Origin of the sequence: Halostella pelagica (genome assembly GCF_004762015.1) — an archaeon.
Classification (GTDB): Archaea; Halobacteriota; Halobacteria; order Halobacteriales; family Natronoarchaeaceae; genus Halostella; species Halostella pelagica.
This window is the reverse complement of record NZ_SJES01000005.1, coordinates 20,218-35,963: the sequence shown is the minus strand read 5'-3', so window position 1 is coordinate 35,963 and position 15,746 is coordinate 20,218. Positions and strand designations below refer to the sequence as shown.

General features: G+C 67.4%; 17 protein-coding genes. 12 read left to right on the top strand and 5 right to left on the bottom strand.

The features are described 5' to 3' along the window. Positions 1-99 precede the first annotated feature (99 nt). Positions 100-627: a DUF5817 domain-containing protein gene (locus EYW42_RS12655; RefSeq protein WP_135535659.1), complete on the top strand. Its 528-nt coding sequence runs from the start codon at positions 100-102 to the stop codon at positions 625-627. A gap of 151 nt (positions 628-778) precedes the next feature. Here the strand turns inward: EYW42_RS12655 and EYW42_RS20350 are convergent, their stop codons facing one another. The 3 genes from EYW42_RS20350 to EYW42_RS12645 all read right to left on the bottom strand — a co-directional run bounded on the left by EYW42_RS20350 (position 779) and on the right by EYW42_RS12645 (position 2,951). Continuing rightward, complete coding sequence (locus EYW42_RS20350; protein WP_259371294.1) at positions 779-910, bottom strand: hypothetical protein; 132 nt, start codon at positions 908-910, stop codon at positions 779-781. A gap of 200 nt (positions 911-1,110) precedes the next feature. Next, positions 1,111-2,364, bottom strand: coding sequence for a hydroxymethylglutaryl-CoA reductase (NADPH) (gene hmgA, locus EYW42_RS12650; RefSeq protein ID WP_135535658.1), 1,254 nt, complete (start codon positions 2,362-2,364; stop codon positions 1,111-1,113). Between the two features lie 59 nt (positions 2,365-2,423). Then, positions 2,424-2,951: a GbsR/MarR family transcriptional regulator gene (locus EYW42_RS12645; protein ID WP_135535657.1), complete on the bottom strand. Its 528-nt coding sequence runs from the start codon at positions 2,949-2,951 to the stop codon at positions 2,424-2,426. Between the two features lie 55 nt (positions 2,952-3,006). On the opposite strand from EYW42_RS12645, the gene EYW42_RS12640 reads away from it, so the two are divergent. From EYW42_RS12640 to nadC, 9 genes are all read left to right on the top strand, one after another. Further along, positions 3,007-3,729, top strand: coding sequence for an ABC transporter ATP-binding protein (locus EYW42_RS12640; RefSeq protein WP_135535656.1), 723 nt, complete (start codon positions 3,007-3,009; stop codon positions 3,727-3,729). Next, positions 3,726-4,448 (top strand): hypothetical protein, encoded by a 723-nt coding sequence (locus EYW42_RS12635; protein WP_135535655.1) that lies wholly within the window; start codon positions 3,726-3,728, stop codon positions 4,446-4,448. Before EYW42_RS12640 ends, EYW42_RS12635 begins: the two co-directional genes overlap by 4 nt. Then, positions 4,445-5,173, top strand: a complete 729-nt coding sequence (locus EYW42_RS12630; RefSeq protein ID WP_135535654.1) for a hypothetical protein — start codon at positions 4,445-4,447, stop codon at positions 5,171-5,173. Before EYW42_RS12635 ends, EYW42_RS12630 begins: the two co-directional genes overlap by 4 nt. Positions 5,174-5,223: 50 nt before the next feature. Further along, positions 5,224-6,753 (top strand): amidohydrolase, encoded by a 1,530-nt coding sequence (locus tag EYW42_RS12625; RefSeq protein WP_135535653.1) that lies wholly within the window; start codon positions 5,224-5,226, stop codon positions 6,751-6,753. A 41-nt stretch (positions 6,754-6,794) separates the two neighbouring features. Next, positions 6,795-7,184 carry a hypothetical protein gene (locus tag EYW42_RS12620; RefSeq protein ID WP_135535652.1) on the top strand — a complete coding sequence of 130 codons (390 nt, stop codon included), beginning with the start codon at positions 6,795-6,797 and terminating at the stop codon, positions 7,182-7,184. A gap of 170 nt (positions 7,185-7,354) precedes the next feature. Continuing rightward, on the top strand, positions 7,355-7,771 hold the full coding sequence (locus EYW42_RS12615) for a hypothetical protein (protein ID WP_135535651.1): 417 nt from the start codon (positions 7,355-7,357) through the stop codon (positions 7,769-7,771). A gap of 142 nt (positions 7,772-7,913) precedes the next feature. Continuing rightward, the gene (nadA, locus tag EYW42_RS12610) at positions 7,914-9,050 is read left to right on the top strand and encodes a quinolinate synthase NadA (RefSeq protein WP_135535650.1); all 1,137 of its coding nucleotides are present in this window, start codon (positions 7,914-7,916) and stop codon (positions 9,048-9,050) included. Further along, complete coding sequence (locus tag EYW42_RS12605; RefSeq protein ID WP_135535649.1) at positions 9,047-10,573, top strand: L-aspartate oxidase; 1,527 nt, start codon at positions 9,047-9,049, stop codon at positions 10,571-10,573. Before nadA ends, EYW42_RS12605 begins: the two co-directional genes overlap by 4 nt. Before the next feature lie 2 nt (positions 10,574-10,575). Further along, a complete protein-coding gene (gene nadC, locus EYW42_RS12600) occupies positions 10,576-11,394 on the top strand; it encodes a carboxylating nicotinate-nucleotide diphosphorylase (protein WP_135535648.1) in 819 nt (272 codons plus the stop codon). Here nadC and EYW42_RS12595 read toward each other — a convergent pair. Next, positions 11,373-12,122 carry a GNAT family N-acetyltransferase gene (locus tag EYW42_RS12595; protein WP_135535647.1) on the bottom strand — a complete coding sequence of 250 codons (750 nt, stop codon included), beginning with the start codon at positions 12,120-12,122 and terminating at the stop codon, positions 11,373-11,375. The two genes, nadC and EYW42_RS12595, sit on opposite strands and share 22 nt — an antisense overlap. A 101-nt stretch (positions 12,123-12,223) precedes the next feature. Between EYW42_RS12595 and EYW42_RS12590 the strand changes: the two genes are divergently transcribed. Next, positions 12,224-12,619, top strand: a complete 396-nt coding sequence (locus EYW42_RS12590; RefSeq protein WP_135535646.1) for a hypothetical protein — start codon at positions 12,224-12,226, stop codon at positions 12,617-12,619. On the opposite strand, the gene gpmI is transcribed toward EYW42_RS12590, so the two are convergent. Then, positions 12,620-14,134 (bottom strand): 2,3-bisphosphoglycerate-independent phosphoglycerate mutase, encoded by a 1,515-nt coding sequence (gpmI, locus tag EYW42_RS12585; protein ID WP_135535645.1) that lies wholly within the window; start codon positions 14,132-14,134, stop codon positions 12,620-12,622. A gap of 129 nt (positions 14,135-14,263) precedes the next feature. Between gpmI and EYW42_RS12580 the strand changes: the two genes are divergently transcribed. Beyond that, a complete protein-coding gene (locus EYW42_RS12580; RefSeq protein ID WP_135535644.1) occupies positions 14,264-15,556 on the top strand; it encodes a DNA double-strand break repair nuclease NurA in 1,293 nt (430 codons plus the stop codon). Positions 15,557-15,746 lie beyond the last annotated feature (190 nt).

Below are 15,746 nucleotides of genomic sequence, written 5' to 3'. Positions count from 1 at the left end.
ATGAAATCCGGGGTCGATGTAGTGCGAAACCCGAGTCTCAGCATAGTCCAAAAACCGGGTGTCGGTGCGTTCAACACGCGGGGAGACGTAGACCCGGGCATGTACGCCGTCGTCGGGTGTAGCGACTGTAGCGCCCTCTGGATCGTCGAAGGGCGACCGGACACGTCGCAGTGTCCCCGCTGTGGAACGCGCCACCGGTTTCCCGCGCTACGGGAGTTCGTCAGCACGGAGGATGAGGACCACGCCCGCGAGGTTCGCGCGTCGATGCTGGCGAACCGACAGGACGAGGGCGAGGCGTTCGCGAACGTGGACTCCTTCGCCGAACTCGACGACCGGGTAGACGATGCCGGGATGGACGACGACGAGTATCTGGAGCGCGCCGGCATCGACACGGACGAGGTAGCCGGCGCGGCCGAACGCGCCGAGAGTGGGCGCGCCGGCGGGAGCCAGAGCCGCAAGGAGACAGTGCTGTCGGCGCTGCGAGACCTGGATCGACCGACAGCCGACGAAGTCGTCGAGTACGCGGGAGAGCGCGGCGTTCCCGAGACGTACGTCCGCGACGCGTTGGAGAAACTCGTCCGGCGCGGCAAGGTGAGCGAGTCGCGGGGAGAGTACCGACTACTGTAGCGGCCGAACGGGACCGGGCCGCCCCGGAACCGCCAGCGGAGCGGTCGCCGGGAGTCGGGAAGCGCTCTCGTCGGCGCTAGGCCTCAACTGCAAGACGCCGGTTCTCGCGACGGCGGCGGCGGCACGGACGCGGAGACGAATCCGGTTGCGGTCACAGCAACCCCAGCGATTCGAGGATGCCGATGAGCAGTACGATCACGGTCAGCAGTAGCTTCGCGACTCTGAGCCACCGCCTGGCGAAAGAGACCGGGCGCTGGTCGTCGCTGTGAGAGTTCTCTGTCATAGTGATGGGGACGCCCGCCGGTGTGGCGGTCGGACGCCATCCGGGTCTACACGGACGGCGAGAATAAGCGCCCGCCAGGGGTGCGTAGTGAAAGTGAAAGTAGTCGTCTGTGAGACTGAACAGGCACGAGACAGGTCGATGCCCGCGGCTGATGGAATTCGTAGTGAAAACCCGCATCGCGTCGCCGGTGAAAGTGGTCGCTACCGGCCCAGGTCCTCGTGGGCGCTAGAGAGGTGACGCGACGCGAGAGCGGCGAGCAGCGATAGCTCGCCGGCGAGCGCGCCGGCGGCGATGACCTCCGCGAGTGCGTCGGCGTTCGCCCCGGCGGGGTCGCCGCTGCCGCGGAGGCCGAGCACGTCCAGAGCCTCGGCCTGGGTCGGTAGTTTCGTCCCGCCGCCGACGGTCCCGACTTCGAGACTGGCGAGGCTGACGCTGGCGTACAACCCACCGTCAGAGCTCCGCTCTGCCGAGTCTCCGCTCGCGGAGACCTCTCCACGCACGTCGACGGTCGTGATGGCGTTGGCCCCTTCGACGACCTGCGCGGCGTCCTGTCCCGTCGCGAGGAAGACGGCGGCGACGGTGTTGGCGGCGTGGGCGTTGAATCCCAGGCTACCGGCCTTGGCGCTGCCGACGAGGTTCTTTCGAGTGTTGGCCTCCTCGATAGCCTCGGGCGTGGTGTTGAGGCGGTCGGCCACCGTGTCGCGGGGGATCAGGACGTCCGCCGTTACGGTGCGGCCGCGCCCCTCGACGGCGTTGACGGCGGCGGGTTTCTTGTCGGAACAGAGGTTCCCCGACAGGGCAACGAGGTCGGCGGGCGTCTCCGCCTCGACGACGCCCGCGGCCTCGCGCGTCGCGATGGTGGCCATGTTCATCCCCATCGCGTCCTTGGTGTCGTAAACGAACCGGAGGTAAACGGAGTCGCCGACGACGTACGGGTCCACGGCCTCAAGTTCGCCGTGACTGGTGGTGGATTCCGCCGCCTCGCGGAGCGCGTCGGCGTTGTCGGCGACCCACTCGACGACCTCGCTCGCCTCGGCGACGCCGTTGACGCGGAACACGGGCGCGCGAGTCATTCCCGATTTGGTGACGCGGGCCGTCGCGCCGCCGGATTCGCTGATCACAGAGAGGCCCCGGTTGACGCTCGCGACCAGCGCACCCTCGGTAGTCGCCATCGGAAGATAGTACTCGCCGTCGGCGGCACTCCCGTCGACCGGGACCGGGCCGGCGACTCCCATCGGGATCTGTGCACCCCCGACCATGTTCTCGATGGCGGATTCGGCCTCGGCCGCCTCAAAGCCGTAGTCGCCGACTGACTCCAGGTCGACGCCGGTCTCGGCGGCGACTATCTCGCGCCGGACGGCGGCGGCCGTCTCGGGGTCGGCGTGGTCGTCGAGTTCGTGCAGACGGAGGTCGCCCTCGCGGACGCGGTCGGCGAGCGTGTCGGGGTCGTCCATGTCCGCCGTTCGTCGCGGGGCCGGCCTAACGTTTTCTACTTCACGCCGGCCGGAGTGACTCATTCGCGGCCCAGGCGCCCAACGAGGTCGGCGAGTCGGTCGATCGAGTTGCTCGTCAGCGCGTCGACCAGCGTCTCGCTCCTGTCATACACCGACTGCAACCGGCGGACCTTCTCCAGGTCGCGCTTGGCCTTCTCCGTGTCGGCGGCTTCGAGTTCGGTTTCGGCCTCCTCCAGCGCACGGCTCATGATCGTCACTTCGTGCATCACCTGATTGCGGAGGAACTCCTGGAATACGCGCCAGAAGTCCGTCTCGCCCTCGAAGTACGCCCGCTTGCCCTCCCCGGGCATCGACCGGCGGTGGACCAGGTGGTACCGCTCTAGCGCACTCATCGCGGTGCTGACCGTCGACTTCGCGTAGCCGCTCTCCTCCGTGAGGTCGTCGAGCGACCGCGGTTCATCCGCGAAAAAGAGCAGTCCGTACAGTCGGCCGTAGCTCCGCTGAAGCCCGTACAGCTCCGCACTCCGCTCCATCGCCTGTACGATTGTCTCCCGTCCCTTCGCCGGGTCCCCTTCGGGTTCGGTCATCGTGATCTAATCGCGGTCGTAAGGACTAATACGTTTCCTTCGAAATATTCGGTAAATGCCGAATATAGAAGGTGCCGCCGTGAGGCCGAACGGCGAATCGTGCGAAACCAGTGTCGAGGGCGACGCCGCGACGGACGCTGACGTGCCGCTTCGGGCCGAGGGGATCGAGAAGTCGTACGGGTCGCGGCTCCCCTTTACGGACCGGGTCGAGGTCCTGACGGGCGCGGACATCGAGGTCCCGGCGGGCGAGATCGTCGGCATCGTCGGGGAGAACGGGAGCGGGAAGTCGACGCTGATGAAGGTGCTCGTCGGGACGCTGAACGCCGATGACGGTGTCGTCGAGCGCGCAGGAACCGTCGGCTGGTGCCCGCAGGAGAGCCTGCTGTACGACCGGCTCACCGTGCGGGAAACGTTCGACCTGTTCGGCGAGGCCTACGGGATGGACAGCGACGCCGTCGCTGACGCGCGCGAGCGCCTCGCGTCGCGGCTGGACTTCGAGCGGTTCCTCGACTATCAGGTGCGGAACCTCTCCGGCGGCAACCGTCAGAAGGTGAACCTCAGCGTCGCGCTGATGCACGACCCGGACGTGCTGTTGCTCGACGAGCCTTACACCGGCTTCGACTGGGACACGTACCTTGCGTTCTGGGAGCTTAGCGAGTCTCTCGTCGAGCGAGACACGGCCATCGCGGTCATCTCGCACCTGATCAACGAGCGCGAGCGGTTCGACCGGATCTACGAACTGCGCGACGGTCGGCTCCACCGGGAGGAGGAACAGTGAGCGCGTTCGGCACCGGGGCGCGGTTGCGCCTGCTGGAGTTCGTCAGGGAGCCGACGACGGCCGCGCTCTTGCTCGTCCTCCCGCCGGTCGTCGTCGAGGTGTACGGGGAGGCGATGGCGTCGTTCCCGGCGCTTCCGGGGACGACGGGCGACCCCGGAACTACGGGGCGGATAATCGGTGCGCTGTTCGCCGCGGCCTTCCTCGCGGGACTCGTCGGGCTGTTTCAGGCGGTGTCCGCGCGCGGGACCGACGAACGGCTCCACCGCTGCGGGGCCGGGCGCGCGAGCCTGCTCGGCGCGCGCGTGGTCACGATGGCAACTGTCGCTGCTGTCGCCGCGGCCGTCTCGCTCGCCGCGCTCGCCCGGACCGTCGACGTCGCCGCGCCGCTCGCCGCGTTCGGTGCGCTGGCGCTCGGAGCGCTCGTGTACGGGCTGTTCGGCGTCCTCGTCGGCGCGCTTTTGCCCCGGCAACTGGAGGGGTCGCTCGTCCTCGTGTTTCTCGTGGACTTCGACAACGTGCTCGCCAGCGGCGTTCTCGACGTGGGCGGGACCGTCGCACAGGTCGCGCCGCTGTATCACCCGCACGCCTTGTTCGAGGCCGCCGTGACCGAGGGGACGGTCCCGACCCACCACGCGCTCGGCGGCGTCGCCTACGCCGCCGTCCTGCTCGCGCTCGCTTTCGTCGCCTACGTCCGCGTCGCGGGGGGTGAGCCAGCGTGACCCGCGTTGTCGCCGCCGCTCGGGCCGGCCTGCGGGAGTACCGTCGGACGCCTGTGCTGCTGGCGCTGTTTCTCGCGCTCCCGGCCTACTCCGTCGGGCTGTTCGCCCGCCTCGCACCGGACGAATCGGCGGCGCTCTACCTCGGGGACGGCGCGGTCCGGGCCGGCATGCCCGAGACGTTCGCGGCGCTGATGACGCCGATGGCCGCCGCCCTCGCGGCGGGCGTCGCCGGCCTGTTCCTGCTGTCGTCGAGCGCCGACGCTGACGCCCGCCTCGTCACCGCGGGCTACCGGCCGACGGAGGTCGTCCTCGCTCGCCTCGGGCAGCTATCGGTCGTCGCGACCGCGGTCAGCGCCGTCGCGGTCGCCGTCGCGCTCACGACGTTCACCCCGGACCACCTCGGGTGGTTCGCCGCGGCCACCCTGCTCGCGGCGCTCGTCTACGGTGCGCTCGGCACGCTCGCCGGGGCCGTGCTGAGCCGAATGGCGGGCGTCTACCTCGTGCTGTTCGGCACGCTCGCCGACCTCTTCCTGTTCCAGAATCCGCTCGCACGGGACGCCCCGGACGGCGCGGCCGCGCTCCCCGGGAACGTCCCGGTCGCGGTCGCGATGGACGCCGCGTTCGCCGGGGGCGCTGACCTCGGCGAGTTCGCCGTCGGCGTGGCGTACCTCCTCGCGGTCGTCGCCGCAGCGGCGGTCGCGTTCTACCGGTCGGCGCGGGGCTGACCGCGCCCACTACCCCAACCGTTTTGCTCTCGCCGTGCGCTCTGGCTCGTATGACGGAGGCCGCGGACCTGATACTCACGAACGCGGAGGTACACACACTGACCGACCCGGACCGGACCGCGGGGGCGGTCGCGGTTCGGGACGGAGAGATCGTCAGAGTCGACAGCGAGTACGAGGTCGAGTTCCTGGAAGGGGTCGAGACGACCGTCGTCGACCTCGACGGCGCGGTCGTTCTCCCCGGGTTCGTCGACGCCCACACCCACATGGAACAGGTCGGGAAGTACGCGGTCCACGCGGACCTCGCGGGGACCGAAAGCAAGGACGACGCCGTCGAACGACTGGCCGACGGGGCTCGCGACGACCGCGAGTGGATACTCGGGTTCGGTTACGACGAGAGCGACTGGGCCGACGAGGGCTATCTCACACGCGAGGATCTCGACGCAGTCAGCGAGGACCGCCCCGTCGCGGCCGTCCGGGTGGACATGCACACGGCGTCACTGAACTCGGCTGCGCTCGACCGACTCTCCGGGGCGATGCCCGACGACGACGTGGTGACTAACGGAGAACGACCGACCGGCGTCGTCGTCGAGGACGCCGTCGAGGCGGTCCGCGACGCGTTCGCGCCGGGACCCGCGGCGACGCGAGAACTGATCGCCGCGGCGCGCGACCGCGCCCACGAACTCGGCGTGACCGGCGTTCACGACATGGTTCGGGACTCGCACGCGCCGCGGGCATACCGCGAACTCGACAGCGCCGGCGACCTGAACCTCCGGGTTCGGATCAACTACTGGAGCGACCACCTCGACGCGGTCCGGGAGGTCGGTCTGCGGACGAACCACGGGAGCGAGATGGTTCGAACCGGCGGGATCAAATCGTTCACCGACGGCAGCATCGGCGGCCGAACGGCGAAGCTATTCGAACCGTACGCGGACGACGAAGGGACGGGCAAGTGGGTCGTCGACCCCGACGAACTCCGCGAATTCGTCGACGAGGTGTCCGACGCCGGGATGCAGGCGACGATCCACGCCATCGGTGACGCCGCCATCGAGGAAACCCTGTCTGCGCTGGAGGGGACCGGCGATCCGGCGGAAGCGCGCCACCGGATCGAACACCTCGAACTCGCGACGGACGAGCAGATCGAACGGATCGAAGCGGCGGGGATCGTCGCGTCGGTCCAACCGAACTTCCACCGCTGGGCGGACGACGGCGGACTGTACGACCAGCGCCTCGGCCGTGAGCGACGGGACCGGTCGAACCGTCTCGGTCGCCTCGTCGAGTCCGATATTCCCGTCGCCTTCGGAAGCGACGTGATGCCGTTCGGCCCGCTTGAAGGAGTCCATCACGCCGTCAACGCATCGAACGCCGAGCAGCGCGTGTCCGTGACTGACGCACTCTGTGCATACACGAGCGGCGCGGCCTACGCCGGATTCGACGAGGACCGCCTGGGAACGATCGAGGTCGGCACGGCGGCCGACTTCACGGTTCTCGACCGGTCGCCGTGGGAGCATGAGGACGCCGTCCGTGAGATCGGCGTGGTCGCGACGGTCGTCGACGGGGAAGTCGTGTACGACGCCCGTTGACTCCACAAGGATTATTTTCTGCCCCTCCATCATCGGAACGCATGTCCCCCCGCGCCCTCCGCCCCGTCCGCGACAGTCGCGCCCTCGCTCTCGGTATCGCAACGCTCACCGGCCTTGCGGCCGACTACGGTGCGCTCCACGTCAGGGTTCGCGACCTGACGTTGCTCGTGACGCTGTTCGTCGGCGTCGCAGGAACGACGTACTACTCGTTGCATTACGGCTATCCGGACGCGCACTGGACGTTCTCCCGTGGGTTCGTCCGGGCGTTCGGACTCATGTTGCTCATGGGCCTGGTCGCCGCAGACACGCCCGCGCTCCACGACGCCGTCGTCCGGATGGCGACCGTCGTCGCGGTCGGCCTCCTCGTGATGCTCTCGACCTCCGCCGAGGCGATGGCTTCCCCCGCAGACGATCCCCAGACCGGGCAGTAGCCCACGGGGACGCCGCGAGTGTCGTGGTTCCAGATAGTGACCGGCCGCCGTGAGATCGTGAGAACGCCGTCCGCGGGATCGGCTAGACGTGCCGGATATCGAGTGAGACAGCGTACAGCGCGTGCGAATATTTCCGAACGAATTACTGTCGGAAGATTCTACGCAGGTATATGTTCGAACGCGCCCTCCGGCCAATCCGCCGATCGTACCGACGTGCTCGCCGACCGTTCCGGGAGAGTCAGTTCCTCTCGCTTTCGATATCAGTCGTCCTCGCCACAGCGGCGGTTAGCCTTTCGCTCCGTGTCGATGTCAACGTCGCGTACCATATTGCGCTCTTTCTCGGCGTCGCAGGAAGCGCGTACTGCGCGCTCCATCACGGCGGCGCGGTACCGTCGCGGGATCGTTCGCACAGCAGGAAGTTCTTCGAATCCTTTAGCGTGAGCCTCATCATGATAGCGGCGGCAAACAGCGTCGACGGGTACTATGCCGGCCTCGTGATACTCAGCGCCGTCGTGTCCGTGTACACGTTCGTCGAGGTGTCGTCCGCCGTCGACACTGCAGTTTCGATGACGCACGACAACAAATAGCACACTTCGAAACGGCAGTATCACCGATCAAATCCACTCGGAGTTCGGTTCACCTACTACTGTGTGTCATACTCACCGTGTTTGAACACAAAATTTTTTCAATACGCACTACCGACATAGGATAACCCATAGGATCCAACCAATGCCGGAAATGGAAACTGCGGACATCGAAACCGACCTCAGTCTGTTCAAGTACGACAATCTCGAACAGCTACCGCCGGAGTACCGGGAACTCGAATCAGACGAACGAACGGAGCGTATCGAGGCGGCGCTTTCGACGCTCGGCGACGACGTGGTCATCCTCGGTCACAACTACCAGCGCCGGGAGATAGTCGAGCACGCCGACTTCGTCGGCGACTCCTATCAGCTATCGGTTGAGGCGGCCAATGCTGACGCCGAATACGTCGTCTTCGGCGGCGTGACGTTCATGGCTGAGAGCGCGGACATCATCACCGACGACGACCAGACCGTGATCCTCCCGTCGATGGAGGCGTCGTGTCCGATGGCCGGCATGGCCGAGGCCCTTCAGGTCGATTCGGCCTGGGCGGAGATAACCGCAGCGGCACCAGACGACGACATCGTCCCGATCACGTACATGAACTCCTACGCCGACCTGAAGGCCTTCTGTGCCGAGCAGGGCGGCGCGGTGTGCACGTCGTCGAACGCCCCTGACGTGTTCGAGTGGGCGCTGGAGAAAGGCGACACCGTGCTCTTTCTCCCGGACAAGCACCTCGGCGAGAACACCGCCCACGAACTCGGGATGGAAGACAGCATCGCGGAGTGGGACCCCTGGGACCCCGACGGCAAGGACGCGGCGACGGTCGCCGACAGCGACATCGTGCTCTGGGACGGCTACTGTCAGGTCCACGAGCGGTTCCGCGTCGAACACATCGAGGCGGTTCGCGAGGAGTACAACGGCGCGAAAGCCATCGTCCATCCCGAGTGCCGCCGCGAAGTCGTCGAAGCGGCAGACAAGGCCGGGAGTACGGCGACTATCTGCGAGACCGTCGCCGACGCCGACCCCGGCGAGACGTGGGCCATCGGGACGGAGATCCACCTGACGAACCACCTGCAGCGGTGGCACCCCGAAGTGAACGTTGTCCCCCTCTGCGGGGACGCCTGCATGGACTGTAACGCCATGCGCCAGATCGACCCCAACTACCTGACGTGGGTGCTGGAGGAACTGGTCGCGGGCCGGGAGCGAAACGTCATCGAGGTCGCGCCGGCCGAGAAAGAACTGGCCGAACTGGCCATGGACCGGATGCTCGACATCGCATGACTGACCCGACCACCGCGGACGTCCTCGTCGTCGGAAGCGGGATAGCGGGCTGTAGCGCGGCGCTCGCCGCGGCCCGTGAGGGGGCCGATGTCCTCGTCGTCACGAAAGCCGAGCGACCGGACGGTGCCAGCACGGACTGGGCCCAGGGCGGTATCGCCACCACCCGGGGCGACCCCAAATCGTTCACGGAAGATATCCTCGCCGCGAGCGCGGACACGGCAGACGCAGACGCCGTCGACGTGCTGGTCGAGAACGCGCCCGCGGCCGTCAGCGATGTCCTGGTCGACACGCTCGGTGTCGAGTTCGACACGTCCGGTGCGGGCTATGACTTCGCCCGCGAGGCGGGCCACTCGGCGTCCCGGATCCTCCACGTCGACGCGAGTACCGGCGAACACCTTCTCAGACCGTTTCTCCACTACCTCGACGAGCACGACGGGATCCGGATCCGCGAGGACACGGCCGCGCTCGATCTGATCACGCACGAAGGCCGCGTTCACGGCGCGCTACTGGACAGCGAACCGGGCGGAGAACCGGCGTTCGCGGGAGCGACGGTGCTGGCGACGGGTGGGATCGGCGCGTGTTACCGGCGGTCGACGAACCCGCCCGGCGCGACCGGTGACGGCCTCGCCATGGCGGCGCTCGCCGGGGCCGACGTGGCTGACATGGAGTACGTGCAGTTCCACCCGACGGCGTACGCTGGCCGCGAGACGCAAAGCGGGGAAACGGGGAGCGACGGCACGTTCCTCGTCAGCGAGGCCGTCCGCGGCGAAGGTGCGCACCTCCGCAACGGGGACGGTGAGCGATTCATGCCCGACTACCACGAGGACGCCGAACTCGCCCCTCGCGACGTCGTCGCCCGCGCCGTCGACGCCGAACGCACGGAAACGGGGGAAGTAATCCTTGACGTGTCCCCTCTCGACTTCGCCGGGGAGTTCCCGGATCTAGCCGAGAAGTGCGAGGAACGCGGGGTCGACTGGACCGACGGGATTCCCGTCGCCCCCTGCGAACACTTCCTCTGCGGCGGCATCGACGTGGACGACCGGGGCCGAACCAGCCTCGACCGCCTCTTCGCCGTCGGGGAGTGCGCGCGGACGGGCGTCCACGGCGCGAACCGCCTTGCAAGCACCAGCCTCCTCGAAGGGCTGGTGTGGGGCCTCCGCGCCGGCGAGGCGGCAGTCGGAAACGAGATAATCGAAAGCGAACCGCCCGAACTGCTCGACAGCGACCCGGACCTCCCGGAACGGTTCGCCGACGAGAAGTTCACTCGCCTCCGTCGCGTGATGGAAGAGCAGGTCGGTATCCGCCGGACGCCGGATGGCCTCCGCCGCGCGTCGGCCGTCCTCCGGCGGCTGAAAGGGGAGGTCGACGCCTACGTCCGCACCCGAACCGCTCGGGATCTGTACGAACTACGCAACGCCAGTGTCACGGCCCTGCTCGTCGCCCGCGCCGCCGCGGAGAACGGGGAGTCCGTCGGCTGTCACTACCTCGAACCGCCGGACGCGACCGCGCCGGTGGACGACTGACCATGCCGGTCACCGACCGGCAGGTCGACCGCTGGCTTCGGGAGGACCTGGGCCATCACGACGTGACGAACGACGTGCCCGGCGAGACGACGGGACGCCTCGTCGCCACGGAAGCGGGCGTCGCGGCCGGTCTCGACGCGGCGACAGCGGTGTTCGAGTATCTCGGCGTCGACGCCGAGCGGCGGGTCGAGAACGGCGACCGGGTCGACCCGGGCGAAACCGTCCTCGTCTCCGAGGGCGACGCCCGGTCCGTCCTCCGCGGGGAGCGCGTCGCGGTCAACGTCGCCGGGCACGCCTCCGGCGTGGCGACGAAGACGCGAGCGGCCGTCGACGCGGCGCGAACGGTAGACGACGAGGTGGCTGTCGCCGGGACCCGCAAAACGACGCCCGGCCTCCGCGGCGTCGAGAAACGCGCGGTCGCCGCGGGCGGCGGTGACACCCACCGACTCGACCTCTCGCACATGGTGATGGTGAAGGAGAACCACGCGGCGGAGATGGGGTTAGCGAACGCTATCGCGCACTTCCGTGAAGAAGCCTCGTTCGCGACGAAGATAGAAGCGGAGGTGGAGACACCGGCCGACGCGCCCCGCGCCGCCGAGGCGGGTGCCGACATCGTGCTGATGGACAACATGACGCCGGAAGAGACGGCCGATGCGGTCGAACTGCTTCGCGAGGCGGACCCGGACGCTCTCGCCGAGGCGTCCGGCGGCATCACCGTCGAGGACGTGCCCGCGTACGCTGGGACCGGCGTCGACGTCATCTCGATGGGGTCGTTGACCCACTCCGCGCCGAGTCTCGATTACTCGTTCCGGACGGGGTAGAGCCGTTTCGCTAGCATGATCTCGTCGACGTACGCTTCGTCGACCTTGTAGTGGTCCGTGCGGACGGCCTCGGTTTCCCAGCCCAACGAGTGGAGGAACTCGACGCCGACCTCGTTCGTCGCCGGAAGACTGCTGTACACCTTCTCGTAGTCGTTCGACGCCGCCCACTCCAACGCGCGCTGAAGGAGGTGACTCCCCATACCGTGCCGGCGATACCCGTCGAGGACGCCCAGAGTTACCTCCGCGGTGTGGGCGAGTTTGTCGAACTGGGGCGCTTCGACGTGTGCCCATCCCACCACCTCGTCGTCCACCGTTCCGACGAAGAACACGCGGGTCTGGACGGCGTTGTGCCGGAGCAGCGCGTCCTCGTAGTCGAGTTGTTCCGCGACCGTCTCGGCGACGATATCCGTCCGCTGGCCGGCCACCGTTCGAATCGCGCCGACCAGTCCGGTCAGGTCGTCCTCTCGGGCCGGACGGATGGTGTAGGCAACGCCCGCCTCACGGTGTTCCTCGGCCTCACCGGGGTCGCGAGCGACCCGCAGTTTCCCGTCCGCGTCCTCCAGATAGCCGTCGCGCTTGAGCACGGTGACGTGATGGTGGAAGCTCTCCGGATCGATGCCGACGGCCGACGCGACCGCGGACGGGTCTGTTTCGCCGTGGCGTTCCACGTATGCGAAGACCCGCTTGCGAGCCTCGGTGTCGAACGCCGGGCGGTCGAACGTCCACATGGACGGGCGATTCGGACCGAGAGAGTATAGAGGTACCCCCGCCGCAACCGCTGCGATACAGTCCGAAACTGATTAAGTTCAGAAAAAGCGAACGAGAAATCATGAGTACTGATGCGAACGACGGGCAGGCGGAGCTGGTAGCGAAAGCGTTCGGCGCGTTCGGCGGGGTCCCGTTCGCCTTCGTCGCGTACTTCCTGTTCGAGGACTTCCTGCTCGCGGGAGTACTCCTCCTCGCGGAGGGGATCGCCTCGTATCACATCCTCGCGTACGTTATGTCGCGAGGGGAGGAAGCGGCGAACGTCCCGTCTCTGGGCGGCGTTCACGCGGGAGCACTCGGGTTCGGCCTCTCCGTGGGGACGGTCGCGATGTTCGTGGGGCGCTTCGCCGAGATCAACAGCCCGGTCGCCATCGCCGGTGGCCTGCTCGTCGCGACCGTCGCGTACGTCGTACTCGCCCAGGCACTCCCGCCCGCGGGACGGGATCGGCCGGCGCTGTAGTCACTTCAGGAGGTTCTCGCCGGTCATCGCGGTCGGCTGCTCGACACCTAGTAGCGACAGCACCGTCGGCGCGATGTCGCACAGCGACCCGCCACCGCGGATCGCGCGTCCGGCGTCCGTCCCGTTCGGCGAGAGGTAGACGATCGGAACGGCGTTGTAGGTGTGTGCGGTGTGAGGTTCGTCCTCCGTCCCCATGTCGTCCGCGTTGCCGTGGTCCGCGGTGATCAGGACGTTCGCTCCGCGGCCGGTCAGATGTTCGACCAGCCGCCCCAACTGCTCGTCGACGGCCTCGACGGCCGTGATGGCGGCCTCGTAGTTGCCGGTATGACCGACCATGTCCGGGTTTGCGTAGTTGAGCACGAGCACGTCGGGGTCGTCCGCGTCGACGATGCGGATGGCCTCGTCCGTGACGCCTTCGGCGCTCATTTCGGGCTGCATGTCGTAGGTGGCCACTGGCGGGCTCTCGACTATGCTCCGCTTCTCGCCGTCGAACTCCACCTCGTGGCCGCCGTTGAGGAAGTAGGTGACGTGGGGGTACTTCTCGGACTCGGCGATGCGCAGTTGCGTGCGGCCGTGGTCTGCAAGCACCTCGCCGAGCGTGTCCTCGGGCCGGTGGGGCGGGTAGGCGACCGGTAGGTCGAACGTCTCGTCGTACTGGGTCATCGTCACAACCTCGACATCGGGCGGCGATGTCTCGAACTCCCAGACGGGGTCGATGTCGGCCAGCATCCGCGTTAGCTGCCGGGCGCGGTCCGAGCGGTAGTTGAAGAAGACGACCGCGTCCCCGTCCTCCAGCGCCGGTTCGCCCTGGATGAGCGTGGGTTCGACGAATTCGTCGGTATCGCCGCGGTCGTACGACTTCTCGACGGCGGCGATAGCGGAGGCCGACTCGTGGTCGGCCTCACGGTTCACGATGGCGTCGTACGCACGCTTCGTCCGGTTCCAGTTCTGGTCGCGGTCCATCGCGTAGTACCGTCCCGAGACGGTTGCGACGTCGCCGGTGCCGTGTTCCTCGATGACTTCTTCGAGGTCGTGGAGATAGCCCGCGCCCGCCGTGGGGTCCGTGTCGCGGCCGTCCATGAACGCGTGGGTGACGGCCTCGATGTCCCGCTTTGCCGCCATCTCGATCAGCGCGAACAGGTGTTCGTAATCCGAGTGGACCCCGCCGTCGCTGACCAGTCCCATGAAGTGAACACGTCCGTCGTGTTCCTCGGCGTACGTCGACGCCGACTGGAGCGCGTCGTTCGTGTAGAACGACCCGTTCTCGATAGAGTCCGTGATACGCGTGTACTCCTGTCTGACGACGCGTCCGGCACCGATGTTCAGATGGCCGACCTCGCTGTTACCCATCTGTCCCTCCGGGAGGCCGACCCGCCGCCCCGTGACGTTCAGCGTCCCGTATGCTCCCGCCTCGGCGTAGCCGTCGAAGTTGGGCGTGTCCGCCGCCTTCACGGCGTCTCTCCTCGCGTGATCGCCGAGGCCCCACCCGTCGAGAACGATGACTGCAGCGTCCATACGCGACAGGTCAGTGCGGTGCGGTAACTACTCTTCGCTTGCGGCCGATCCGTCTCCGGCCGAAAACGTACAGTATACCACAGGTATCTCCGCTGGCTTTTTCGTAGTGGGGGCGAATCGGGGTGACGAATGACGCTCGACCCGGTGCACTTCGAGGGCATTGCGAAACTCGCCCGCAAGATAAGCCAGGACGTCGACGACGGCGACCACCGGGAACTCGCGGAGCGAGTGTGGACGGACTTCCTCGACCCCCTCGTCGACGACGCGGGTCGGCGGGTGGTGGAACCGATCGGAGAGCGACGCCGCCGCTGTATCGACGTGGAAGCGGCCGCCCTGCAGGACCCGCCGTTCCCGTCGACGCACGGACTCGACTCGGGGACGATCAACCCGACGACGTTCAAGAACGGGCTGGTCCTAGACGTCGCGCAGGCCGCGATGAGCGGTTGTCCCTCGGACCTGGACCTGCACCGCTCGCGGAGTCTCGTGGCGACGGTCCACGCCAGCGATATAACCGTTCAGTTGCCCGAGAACTGGGTGCAGTACGACGACGGGTACAGTCGCCGGCGCGTCCTCCAGGCGCCGCGGGTGAGTCGGTTCACCGAGGGCGTCGTCCACGCGCTCGCGCTGTATCTCGCGGAGAGCGAGCACGCGCTGGAACACGCCGACCGCGTCTCGGATCTGCTGGTGCTCGATGGCCCGCTGTATCCGAAAGAGCTGCTGAACTGGCAGGACCGGGACGCCGAACTCCGCGAGCTGGCTCACGACGCCAAACCGAACGCCATCGTCGAGAACTACGTTCGACTGGTCGAGCGGTTCGTCGACGAGAACACGCCGCTGGTCGGGTTCGTGAAAAACCCCTCCGCCAAGCTGATCACGCGGACGGTCGGTGAGAAAGGTGTCGCCGCGCCCTGGGTCGACGACACCGCCTTCTTCACCCGCTTGCTGGAGCGACGCGACGAACCCGGCGGGACGCGCGACGCGTCGAACCGTGAGTCGTTGGACGAGGCCCCCGGATCCAACCGCCGTACCGACCAGTTGACGTTCACCAACTGGTTCGTCTCCCGCGGCGGGTCCGACCGCACGCTCGCCGCGGACGGCGACGCGCTCGGCATCGAGCGCGAACTCGACCCCGAGGCGTACGAGGTGACGTTTTTCGTCGTCTACGACCCTCGTGAGGATGTCCTGTACAAGATCGAAGCGCCGTACGAGTTCACCCGCGACGCCGAGACCCGCGGCCGCCTCGAACGCCAGATACTCGCGGAGGTGGCAGCCGAGCGCGGGCCGCCGGCCGCGGTTCACAAGGCTGACGCGCTGGCGCGGATCAGCCGTGAAGGGAAACAGTCGCTCCGTCGGGCGTTCGAGCGGTCGTTAGGGTCCGAGGAACTCCGGAGGTACGACGACCTGCGGTGGAACGAGGAGTGACCGATCCCTCCTTGCCCGTCTCGAGATCGGGACCCGACCTGCGAAACTGATCAGAGCGCCGACGTGATGGCGATACACAGTGCCGGTGACAGGACAGAGCCTCTGTGTGCGAGCGATTCACCGTGTCTCCGACCCGTCCCTGACGGTCGCAGATCTTTCTATGCCAGATTTATACACATATCCGCAGAGA

Coding starts and splice junctions, on each gene's coding strand:
- EYW42_RS12620 (WP_135535652.1), top strand. CDS start 6,795: ATGTCCCCCCGCGCCCTCCGCCCCGTCCGCGACAGTCGCGCCCTCGCT.
- EYW42_RS12590 (WP_135535646.1), top strand. CDS start 12,224: ATGAGTACTGATGCGAACGACGGGCAGGCGGAGCTGGTAGCGAAAGCG.
- hmgA (WP_135535658.1), bottom strand. CDS start 2,364: ATGGACGACCCCGACACGCTCGCCGACCGCGTCCGCGAGGGCGACCTC.
- EYW42_RS12625 (WP_135535653.1), top strand. CDS start 5,224: ATGACGGAGGCCGCGGACCTGATACTCACGAACGCGGAGGTACACACA.
- EYW42_RS12640 (WP_135535656.1), top strand. CDS start 3,007: ATGCCGAATATAGAAGGTGCCGCCGTGAGGCCGAACGGCGAATCGTGC.
- EYW42_RS12595 (WP_135535647.1), bottom strand. CDS start 12,122: ATGTGGACGTTCGACCGCCCGGCGTTCGACACCGAGGCTCGCAAGCGG.
- EYW42_RS20350 (WP_259371294.1), bottom strand. CDS start 910: ATGACAGAGAACTCTCACAGCGACGACCAGCGCCCGGTCTCTTTCGCC.
- EYW42_RS12615 (WP_135535651.1), top strand. CDS start 7,355: ATGTTCGAACGCGCCCTCCGGCCAATCCGCCGATCGTACCGACGTGCT.
- nadA (WP_135535650.1), top strand. CDS start 7,914: ATGCCGGAAATGGAAACTGCGGACATCGAAACCGACCTCAGTCTGTTC.
- gpmI (WP_135535645.1), bottom strand. CDS start 14,134: ATGGACGCTGCAGTCATCGTTCTCGACGGGTGGGGCCTCGGCGATCAC.
- EYW42_RS12580 (WP_135535644.1), top strand. CDS start 14,264: ATGACGCTCGACCCGGTGCACTTCGAGGGCATTGCGAAACTCGCCCGC.
- EYW42_RS12645 (WP_135535657.1), bottom strand. CDS start 2,951: ATGACCGAACCCGAAGGGGACCCGGCGAAGGGACGGGAGACAATCGTA.
- EYW42_RS12605 (WP_135535649.1), top strand. CDS start 9,047: ATGACTGACCCGACCACCGCGGACGTCCTCGTCGTCGGAAGCGGGATA.
- EYW42_RS12655 (WP_135535659.1), top strand. CDS start 100: ATGTACGCCGTCGTCGGGTGTAGCGACTGTAGCGCCCTCTGGATCGTC.
- nadC (WP_135535648.1), top strand. CDS start 10,576: ATGCCGGTCACCGACCGGCAGGTCGACCGCTGGCTTCGGGAGGACCTG.